Source organism: Larkinella rosea, from assembly GCF_003858635.1.
GTDB classification, from domain to species: Bacteria; Bacteroidota; Bacteroidia; order Cytophagales; family Spirosomataceae; genus Larkinella; species Larkinella rosea.
In genome coordinates this window covers 429060-439638 of the sequence record NZ_RQJO01000011.1, presented here as the reverse complement: position 1 = coordinate 439638, position 10579 = coordinate 429060, and the positions used below count along the sequence as shown (strand labels likewise).

At 53.7% G+C, this 10579-nt stretch carries 5 protein-coding genes; 2 read left to right on the top strand and 3 right to left on the bottom strand.

Annotated elements, in window-relative coordinates:
• A partial coding sequence (locus EHT25_RS25705) for a putative Ig domain-containing protein (protein WP_185731490.1) occupies positions 1-1661 on the top strand: 1661 nt, incomplete at its 5' end.
• 285 nt (positions 1662-1946) lie between these two features.
• Here the strand turns inward: EHT25_RS25705 and EHT25_RS25700 are convergent.
• Positions 1947-4355 (bottom strand): ABC transporter permease, encoded by a 2409-nt coding sequence (locus EHT25_RS25700; protein ID WP_124878050.1) that lies wholly within the window; start codon positions 4353-4355, stop codon positions 1947-1949.
• Positions 4356-4661: 306 nt separating this feature from the next.
• Here EHT25_RS25700 and EHT25_RS25695 point away from each other — a divergent pair, with 306 nt between their 5' ends.
• Positions 4662-5279, top strand: coding sequence for a hypothetical protein (locus EHT25_RS25695; RefSeq protein ID WP_124878049.1), 618 nt, complete (start codon positions 4662-4664; stop codon positions 5277-5279).
• Positions 5280-5323: 44 nt separating this feature from the next.
• Here the strand turns inward: EHT25_RS25695 and EHT25_RS25690 are convergent, their stop codons facing one another.
• Together EHT25_RS25690 and EHT25_RS25685 are read right to left on the bottom strand one after the other, a co-directional pair.
• A complete protein-coding gene (locus EHT25_RS25690; protein WP_124878048.1) occupies positions 5324-7693 on the bottom strand; it encodes an ABC transporter permease in 2370 nt (789 codons plus the stop codon).
• A 91-nt stretch (positions 7694-7784) separates the two neighbouring features.
• Complete coding sequence (locus EHT25_RS25685) at positions 7785-10412, bottom strand: FtsX-like permease family protein (protein WP_124878047.1); 2628 nt, start codon at positions 10410-10412, stop codon at positions 7785-7787.
• Positions 10413-10579: the final 167 nt, after the last annotated feature.

The window sequence follows — 10579 nt, the reverse complement described above, 5'->3', positions numbered from 1 at the left end:
CCAGCGCGACACTGACCTGCGCCAGTCCGGCACTGAGTCTGACGGCCAGCGGAGGCAGCACCTACCGCTGGGAAGACTCCTCGACCAACCCCATACGTGCCATCACCAGTGCGGGAACGTATTCGGTAACGGTGACGGCGGGCAACGGTTGTACGGCTGCGGCCAATGTGGTCATTAGCAGCAATGTAGTATCGCCTTCAGCACCTGACTTGACCAGTACCACCGTTTCCCAGGGAGCCTCTGACGTCATTCTGACCGCCGACAATTGCGTCGGTACGCTATCGTGGACCGGACCGGGCGGTTCTTCCGGAACCGGTTCCATTCAGGTGGCAACTACTTCCCCCGGGACCTTTAGCTACCTAGCCACCTGCACCGTAAACGGGTGTATCAGTGAAGCTACCAGCGTCACGGTGGTCGTGGTGGCTCCCCCAGTAACCGGCTCGTTCGATGGCTTCATTTATGGGGCCGATTGCGCCACTTTCCGGGGCTGGGCCTGGGACCGCAACAAACCTAATACCGCCATTTCCATCGACATTCTCGAGGGCTCTACCGTTATTGCGACGCTGATGGCCAGCGAATTTCGACAGGACCTGCTCGATCAGGGGAAGGGCAACGGTCGGCACGCGTTTTTCTGGTCCATTCCCGAAAATCTCAAAGACGGTTTGCCACACAGCCTTTCTGCGCGGGTGACGGGCAATCCTTTTGTCTTGAAAGATTCACCCAAAGTGCTGATTTGTCAGCCCAATCCGGGCCCCGGTGGCAACAAACCGCCCCAGCCACCGGTTCCAACGGTACTGATTGCTCCGCTGGTAGCCCAGGTAGGCGTTCCTTTCTCCGGTACTCTCGTCGCTTTCACGGACCCCGAAGGCGGTTCACTGACCTACGCAGTGACGGGATTACCTGGTGGATTGAGCGTCGAAATGCCCAATCGGATCATCAGCGGTACGCCCACGCAGCCAGGTACGTTTGTGCTGACCTACCAGGCCACCGACAATCAGGGTGCCACCAACAGCGTGAGCTTTCAGTTGACCGTCAACTCGGCTGAGACGACCACGGTAACGGGCAGTTTCGAAGGATATCTGGACAAACTGGATTGTGGTGGTATCCGGGGCTGGGTCTGGGATCGTAACAAGCCGAACACGCCTTTGACCGTGGAATTTTACACGGAAAGCAGTCCGGGGAATATCACGGTTTTGGGCAGCACGTTTGCCAATACCTTCCGGCAGGATCTGAAGGATGCGGGCAAGGGTAACGGGGCACATGCTTACAACTTCACACCGCCAGGCAGTGTAACGAACGGTACACTGGTGCTGGCACGGGTGTTGGGCTCAAGCTATCTGTTGAAAGGCTCTCCGAAGGCGTATCAGTGTGCCGGAGCGCGGTGGTCGGCCGAACCGAAATCAGACTTTGAGATCATTCTTCTGGGTAACCCGATTGCCCGGGATGTCGTAGAAATAGAAATTCGCGGGGCCGAAGGAGAGTTCTTACATATACAGGTAATGGATGCCACTGGCCAACTGGTCCGGGAACTCCGTGTGCCAGAGCCGGGTGCCATCGAGCGTCACCAGGTATCGGTTGCCCGGCAGGCATCGGGCATACTGGTGTTGCGCGTTAGTACATCGACGCAGACGAAAACCGTAAAAGTCCTGAAAACAAAATAACAGCTGACTGCTATCGTCTATTCAAAAACCGGCTGCTAAACCGGTTTTTGAATAGACGATTATTTTTTCTCAACCCCGGACAACTCATCGAGGGACGTTTCCCAGGGTTAGGATTGTCGGGCTCCGAATCGATTTGTCATTGGAGGCCAATAACTGGAATTCCTTCGTTTGTGCACGTCGATGGGCGACACAAAAACGGGAGTCGCGGAGGTTTGCCATAAAATGGAAATCAGCGAAGCCACGTTCTGCAACCGCTCCATCGACCCCGTCTTCATGCGTATTTTTTTATTCCGAACGAAGTGAAGTAACCGGATTTGTCAAAGCCGCTTTGATCGATTGGTACGAAACCGTGAGAAGCGTAATGCCCGCTACCAGCACGATCGCCAGCGCGAATACCCACCATTCCAGTTCAATCCGGTACGTATAATCCTGCAACCATTTGTTCATGAGCCAGCCCGCCAGCGGAGCCGCTACCGCAAATCCCGTCAAAATGAGCAGGCTAAACTCCCGGCCAAACAGCCACAGAATCTGCAACAAATTGGCTCCCAACACTTTCCGAACGCCAATTTCTTTCGTTTTTGATTCGGCCAGGAACGCCATCAAACCGTATAAACCGAGGCAGCCGATCAGAATGGCGATCAGGGAAAAGACCTGCGCAAACACCAGCAGAATGTTTTCGGCGGTGTAAAACCGCTCCAGAATCTGGTCCAGAAACTGGTAGGTGAAGACGTTTTCGGGAAACAGTTCGCTCCAGGTCGCTTCCACGGTTTTGATCGTTTCGGGCAAATTCCCCGGGCCCACTTTCAGCGCGACCATCCGGTTGGCCGAAGCCCGTTTGAAAATAACAAGCGGCCCGACGGGCATCCGCAGGGAATTGACGTGGAAATCTTTGACAACGCCCACCACCGTCCGGTCGGCATCCCAGACGTTCAGTCGTTTGCCCAGGATTTCGTTTGCCGATTTGAGTCCCAGCCGTTTCACCATCATCTCGTTGACAATGACTTCGTTACTCACGGTATCGTTGCGGAAGAAGTTACGCCCGGCCCGCAGTTTCAGGTCAAAAAGCGTCAGGTAATTTTGATCGCCAATTTTGGTCTGGGTTTCAAATTTCTCCGGTTCCGTGCGGGTATCGTACGTAAACGACGACTGGTTCATGTTGCTCGATGCCGGTGGTGCGTTCCCAAAAGCCACTTCCTCAATCGCCCCGATTTGCAACAAGCGGTTTCGCAACGTCTGCTGCTTGATCGGGTCGGCGGTCGGCACCGGAACCGTTAAAACTGCATCTTTGGTAAAGCCCAGATCGGCTTGCTGCACAAACCTTAACTGCGACATAATGACGATCACGCTAATGGTGAACAGGATCGTGATAAAAAACTGCACAACCACCAACCCGCGCCGAACCGAAATACCGCCCACCTGCGTCGTGCTGACGCGCCCGCGCAGAGCCGCAATGGGATTGAAACCGGACAGCACAATTGACGGATAAAAACCGGCCATCCCAATCACCAGTATTACCAGTCCAATCAGCAACGCCAGCGGTTTGGGCTGTAACAAATCCGTCAGGGCCAGATTGGCGTTAAAAACCGACATCGACAGGTTGATCAGCGGCATGGTCGTCTGCGCCAATGTCAGCGCCACAACCACCGCAATTGCCGTAATCAGGGCGGTTTCGGCCATAAACTGCCCGAACAACTGTCGGCGCGTGCTGCCCATCGCCTTGCGAACGCCCACTTCTTTCGACCGCCGAAGCGCCTGGGCCGTGGCCATATTGACAAAGTTGATACAGGCCGCAACGATCAGAAACAGGCCCACAAACGCCATGGCATACAGGAATTTCTTCTGCATCCGCCCCCCGAACTGGGTGTTAAAATGCACATCGCTCAACGGTTGTAACCGAAAATGGTAGACCCGGACATCTTCCTGATTATAATATTTCCGGACAATGGCTGGCAAAACCGCTTCTACCGGTTCCACGGCAGCGGTTTCGGGCAGGGTGACATACGTCATTTCTTCGCTGTCGAGATCCTGCCAGTTCCGAAGCGACTGCGCCATTTCATCGCTCAAACCGGACAGCGTGCCGTACGAAATATAGACCTCATCGCTCAGGTTGGTGTTGACCGGATGATCTTTCAAAATACCGGTAACGGTCAGGTTCCATTGATTATCCAGCCGCAGCACGCGCCCGATCGGGTCGGCATCGCCAAAGTATTTTCGGGCGTATTTTTCCGTCAGAACCGCCGAATTCGGCCTCGTCAGGCTGGACGCGGGCGAACCGGTTTTCCACTGAAAATCAAAGACATCAAACAAATCGGGATCGGCAAAACAAATCGTCCGGTCTTCCTGAAATTTCTGCTGAAAACCGCCATCGGTCCGGGGCAAACTGAGCAAGCCGCTCCGAACGCGCATGATCCGGGCCGCGGTTTCGATCAGCGGATAATCCCGGCGCAGGACCTCGGCCAGCGCCTTGGGCGTTCCCCGGTTGTAGGAAACGGTTTCGTGCCGGAGTTCCGTGACAATGCGGTACGTCCGGTCGGCTTTCCGGTGGTACTGATCAAAACTCAGTTGAAAATTCACCACCAGAAAAATCAGAATTCCGCACGCCAGCCCCACCGCCAAACCGGTGATGTTCAGCAGGCTGTAGGTGCGATACCGTCGCAGGGTGCGAAACGTGATAGTGAGGTAGTTGCGGATCATATTTTTATGTACCCACGGACTAAAGTCCGTGAGATTTTCAATATAAATTAGATTATGGAATGATTCGGATCTCACGGACTAAAGGCCGTGGGTACATAAAAACAAATGGAGTGCCAGTCAGGCAAAAAGGTGCTAAATACGCAACAGAAGCCTATTTTAAAAAACACAGGAGCGCTTCCTGTCCGGTTTTGGACAACAAATGGATCAAAACCGGACAGGCTGAAAATAGCTGCAATTCGTTAAAATGCCTACTTTTAAGAAACGCCGGACTGGCTCTTCTGAACGACTTGTTCCTACCCGAAACCGATGGAAGAAACGCACAATAATGCCGTATCGGAGACATACCGCAAATACCTCATCAAGGTTAAACTAAATGAGGCATTCTACTACATGATGTGGGGTACGGATATGGCGGACAGCGAGCAGCAGGATAAACTCCTGCTTGATCCGGAAAACCGGATTCTGCTGTTTTCCCGAATCGATCAAATTGCCGACTTCATTGCCGCGAATTCTATTTCCGTGTTTGATGAAAGCAATTTTCATCCATGGCTTGCCGTATTAACCGGACCGGATGCCTATACCGTCTACGATCTTGATTACCTTCAAACACTCTTGAGTAGTGCCTTAAAAGAGGAACAGATTCTACAAAATCCGGATGTGACCAGCGAATTGATTGGTTTTTTTAATCTATATGGGGATTATGCGTATCAGCTTGAAGAGGATTTTCTTTTTAAACCGTACAGCAAACCACAACTCCAGTTGTTCTTCGATTATTGTTACGACACGTTTTTCTGGACCACTCCCCCGGACGAATTGACGCGTCGACAGTCGATTATTCGATCAAAATTCCGGTTTACCAAATTCAAAACCGATATGCTCCGTCTGCTGACGATTTTCATCTCCCACTGCCGCTTTATTACTTAAACCCGCCTTACCGGTTTCGTTATTCAGGGCTAAGCTTTTGTCCCTTACTCCGAACGCAGGGACTTCACCGGATTCATCAACGCGGCTTTGATGCTTTGGAAACTGATGGTCAGCAGGGCGACGCCGATGGACAACGCCCCGGCCAGTACAAACACCCAACCGTCGAGGTCGATCTGGTAGGCAAACCCCTGAAGCCACTGGTTCATGGCGTACCAGGCAACCGGCGACGCGAGGACGATGGCGATCAGCACCAGTTTCAGGAAATCCTGCGAGAGCAGGGCCACAATGCCGACAACCGACGCGCCGAGCACTTTCCGAACACCGATTTCTTTGGTGCGCTGTTCGGCCATAAAAGCCGCCAGGCCAAACAGGCCGAGGCAGGCAATGAAAATGGCTAAAACCGCAAAAACCGTCGCCAGTTTTCCCACCACGGTTTCGCTTTTGTAGAGCTTCGCGTACTCGGTATCGACAAACGAATAAGCAAACGGAAAGGCCGGATTCAGTCGCCGGGTGAGGGTTTCGAGGCTCGCCAGCGCCTGTTCGGCCTGGCCCGGTTGAGGTCGGATCAGGATGTTGTCGTAATTCCAGTTCTCTTCCAGCCGGATGATGAGCGGACGAATCGAGCTGTGCAGCGAATTGAAATGAAAATCTTCGATCACGCCCACAATAACCCCCGGTTTCCGCCCGAACGAAAGCGGCTGTCCGACCGGATCTTTGTAGCCCATCCGCTTCGCAGCCGACTGATTGATGAGGTAATTGGTGGAATCCGTACCAAAACCGGGTGAAAAATCCCGCCCGCGGACGATCTTCATTTTCATCGTTTTGACAAAATCATAGCCCACCCAGGTATTGTTGAACTGAATCATGGAGGTCGGATCTTTGCCCGTCCAGTCGACGCCGTCGGTCGTGTTTCCATTTGCCAGTGGGTTGGTTTGCATGTGCGAAACCGATTGAATCCCCGGCATTCGCAGCAATTCCTGTTTGAACAGCTGGTATTTCTGAGCAATTTTACCTTCACCGTGCATCTGAATCAGGTTCTCGCGGTCGTAGCCCAGATTTTTAGACTGGAGGTACTGAAGTTGCCGGTAAATGATGACAGTTCCGGTAATCAGCAGCATCGAGAGCACAAACTGAAACACCACCAGCCCGCGCCGGAACAGTTGCGCTCCGGCCCCAAAACGGAGCGTTCCCTTCAGCACCCGCACCGGACTGAACGACGACAGCAGTAAAGCCGGATAGCTTCCGGCCAAACCGCCCGTCAGCACCAACAGCCCCACCAGAGCGATCCAGAACAGCGGCTGGTTCAACGGCAAGGCCAATTGCTTATCCGTGAGCTGGTTGAAAACCGGTAACATCACCAGCACCAGCCCAATGGCCAGCGCAAGTGCGAGCGTGGTCAGCAGCAGGGCTTCGCCCATAAACTGCCCGATCAGCGACGCGCGTTCGGCGCCTACTACTTTCCGGACGCCCACTTCCCGCGCCCGTTTCACCGATCGGGCCGTCGCTAGGTTCATGAAATTGATGCAGGCAATGAACAGGATAAAAACCGCTACCACAACGAATAACCGCACATATTCGATGCGCCCGCCGTCGCGCTGGCCGTTTTTGAAGGTGGAATACAGATACGCTTCCGACTCCGGTTGCAGAAATAATTCGATGTTAAAATGGGCGCTGATGTCTTTATTACGGCCTTTCAGAAACGGTTTCAGTTTGGCATTGAATCGCGCCGGATCGGCATCGGGCCGGAGTTGCAGCCGGGTGCCGGGACCCGCATTTTCCCAGACTTTCAGCCAGGGTTCGCGGTTCAGGTAGCGTTCCCAATTGAGCAGGAAATCGTACTGATCAGGTGCGTTGGCGGGTAAATTCCTGAAAACGGCGGTCACCTGATAGTCCGTATAATTATCAAACCGGATGGATTGGCCCAGCGCCGACGTTGGATCGCCAAAATAGATTTCAGCCAGTTTTTCCGAGATCACCAGATTGTTCGGCGAACGGAGGGCCGTAGTGGCAGAACCCGCCAGCAGTGGTATACCATACATTTTCAGCCAGTCGGCCCCGACAAAGTTTCCCTTTTGCCGGGCGACCTTCTCGCCCACCGAGAGCACGTGCTCCTCTGTATCCGAAAAACCGGCGGCATACACGACTTCCGGAAACCGCTTTTTGAGCTCGTCGGCCAGAATGCCGGGCGTGTCTTCGTCGGTCACAATCCGGCCATCGGCGATTTCATTTTCCATCACCCGAAACAACTGAGCCGCGTTCGGGTACTGCGTACCGATGCTCCGTTCGTCCTGAATCCACAAAAAAATCAACAGGCTCGCGGCCATGCCGAGCGCCAGCCCGGAAATGTTGATGATCGAAAACGCTTTGTTGCGAATCAGGTTCCGCCAGGCAATTTTGACATAATTCCGGATCATACGCTTTTCGTGGTTCAGGAAACAAAATAAAACCGTTTAACCCAAGACACGCACCCACGCCCTTACCCCTATGCCCAACGCCCTCTGCTATTTATTCCGAACGCAGCGACTTCACCGGATTCACCAGCGCGGCTTTGATGCTCTGAAAGCTGACCGTCAATAAGGTAATCGCCAGCGCTCCGGCGCCGGATGCGGCAAAAATCCACCAGGAGATTTCGGTGCGGTACTGGTAATTCTGGAGCCAGTCGCTGAGGGAATAATAGGCGATGGGCGTGGCAATGCCGAAACCGATGAGCACCAAAAGCACAAAGTCTTTCGACAGCAATCCCCAGAGATTCAGCACCGAAGCGCCCAGCACTTTCCGAACGCCAATCTCTTTGGTGCGCTGTTCGGCCATGAACGACGCCAGCCCGAATAGTCCCAGACAGGAAATAAAAATGGCCAGACCGGCGAAAACACCCGCCAGCTTGCCAATTCGTTCCTCGGCGGCAAACTTCAGGGCGTATTCCTGATCAGCAAATTGGTAATCGAAGGGTGCGCTGGGAATGATTTTCTTAAAAACCGCTTCAATTTTGGGCAGCGCTTCCGCCGGACTCATCGCCGGATTGATGCGAATGTTGATCCAGTTGTGGTAGTTTTCCAGAAAGAAAACCGTCGGCACGGTTTGCTCGTAGGGCGACATCGCCACCATGTCTTTTACGACACCCAAAACATTGAAATACTTTGTATTACGCCAGCCCGGATTCCAGGCAAGGGCTTCGCCGACGGGATTTTTCAGCCCGATCATTTTGGCAAATGATTCATTGACGACCAGCCCTGACGAATCGGTCGAAAATCCCCGGTCGAAATCCCGACCCGCCATAAATTCCCAGCCCACGGTTTTTCCGTACTCCGGCGTCACCGAGAGCGTGCCGCAGCCATTGGGGCAGAGAATCTCTTTTCCTTTCCGGGAAAAACCGCCGTTCCACATGGTGATGTTAGCGACCGAACTGCGGGATTCGGCCACTTCGACCACCGCGCCGGTATTTTTCAGCTCGGTTCGCAGCACGTCAAATTTCCCCGAAAACTCCGCTGTTTTTTTCTGGATCTGCAGCAGACCGTTGCGGTTGTAACCGATGGGGCGGTTTTTGGCGTGTTGGAGCTGCCGATAGACTATACTCGTACTGATGATCAGCGTCACCGAAACCGTAAACTGAATCACCACCAACACCTTGCGCGGCACCGAAGCAAACCGCCCCACGCGAACAACGCCCTTGAGCACTTTGACCGGCTGGAACGACGACAAATACAGGGCCGGGTAGCTTCCGGCCACAAAACCGGTCAGCAACGTAAACCCAAGACTTGCCAGCCAGAAATACGGGTTCGCCCAGGGAACACTCAACTGCTTGGCGGCAATGTCGTTAAACCACGGCAGCGACAGCGTTGTCAGCAGCAACGCGAGGCTAAACGCCAGCAGCACAACCAGAAACGATTCGCTAAAAAACTGGCTGACCAGTTGCGCCCGCTGCGATCCGACGGATTTGCGGATTCCGACCTCCTTGGCGCGTTTCTCGCTCCGGGCGGTGCTGAGGTTCATGAAGTTGATGCAGGCCAGCAGCAGGACAAAAACGCCAATCAGGCCAATCAGCCAGACCATTTGCACCGGCCCTCTGTCGTCGGCGTGGTAGCTGCCGTGCAAATGCCAGCGGCTCATCGGCAACAGACTGATTTGCGGTTTTCGATCGATCTGTTCCTGCTTCCCTTCCAGTTTTCGAAGGGCGTTTAGTTCAATGTCTTTGATCCGATCCGAAACCTGAGCGTAGTCCGTATTGGGCTGAATCTGAGCGTAAACAAACAGAAACCAGTTGTCCCACTGCTGTTGCTTCACCCAGGTATTGACCGACGTGTACAAGTCGAACGGGGCGAAAAACCGGATTTCGTGGAAAGCGGTATTGTGGGGCAGATCTTCGAAAACGCCCGTCACTTTCGCATCCATTTCCGTGTTGATTTTCACGAACTTATCGATCGGGTCGGTATTCCCGAACAGCGCCCGGGCCGCCGATACGGACAGCAACACCGAATGCGGATCGTTCAGCCCCGCCCAGGTTCCGCTCCGCATTTTCAGACTCAGCATTTCCGGTGCTCCGGCTTCGATAAACTGCCCTTTCTGCGTCAGTTTCGTATCGCCCGATGCCAGGATATAATCACTCGGTTGCTGGGCAATCAGAATGTGTTTGAAGTAGGTGGAGTAGCTCGTTTTCAGTTCCGTAGCCACCGGATACGGCAAAGACGTTTGCAAATAAGGCCGTTTCTCCTTCGTCACACCGAGTTCGGTGACCTGCGCAATGCGGTCGTAGTTTTGGTGGTAGGTGTTGAACGACAGTTCGTCGTAAATCCACAGGCCATTGAGAATGGCCACCGCCATGCCCACCGCCAGTCCGCCAATGTTGATGAACGAATAGGCCTTGTTTTTCGCCAGATTGCGCAACGCAATTTTTAGATAATTCCGGATCATATCGGGGCTCAGTAAAAAGGGTGAAGAATAGTCACTCGGTTTTCGTCGGGTCAATGGCCGCATGAGTTTGATGGCGCTCCAACCATACCGCCAGCGAGCCTTCCGCTCCCCCACGGTCTCGACCCAATACGCATACAGTTCGAGCAGGTCGCCCTGCACTTCTTCCAGCGTGTTGGGGTCGCCGAAGCAGGAAAGCAATGCAGAGAGCCAGCGGGGCGGTTTCATGTCTGAACTGGGATTACGCAGATTTAAGGATTAAGAGGATATTCCTGAACCGCTTGGGCGGCCCCGTGGGATTCCGCAGATTAAAACGGTCCGCCGTAGCGGGATTAAAAGGATGAGCTACCGCAACCTTCTATTATATCCTCTTAATCTTTTAATCCGCGTAATCC

Bases quoted from the DNA above. Each gene is read 5' to 3' on its own strand.
- EHT25_RS25685 (WP_124878047.1), bottom strand. From the start codon at position 10,412: ATGAAACCGCCCCGCTGGCTCTCTGCATTGCTTTCCTGCTTCGGCGAC.
- EHT25_RS25700 (WP_124878050.1), bottom strand. From the start codon at position 4,355: ATGATCCGCAACTACCTCACTATCACGTTTCGCACCCTGCGACGGTAT.
- EHT25_RS25690 (WP_124878048.1), bottom strand. From the start codon at position 7,693: ATGATCCGGAATTATGTCAAAATTGCCTGGCGGAACCTGATTCGCAAC.
- EHT25_RS25695 (WP_124878049.1), top strand. From the start codon at position 4,662: ATGGAAGAAACGCACAATAATGCCGTATCGGAGACATACCGCAAATAC.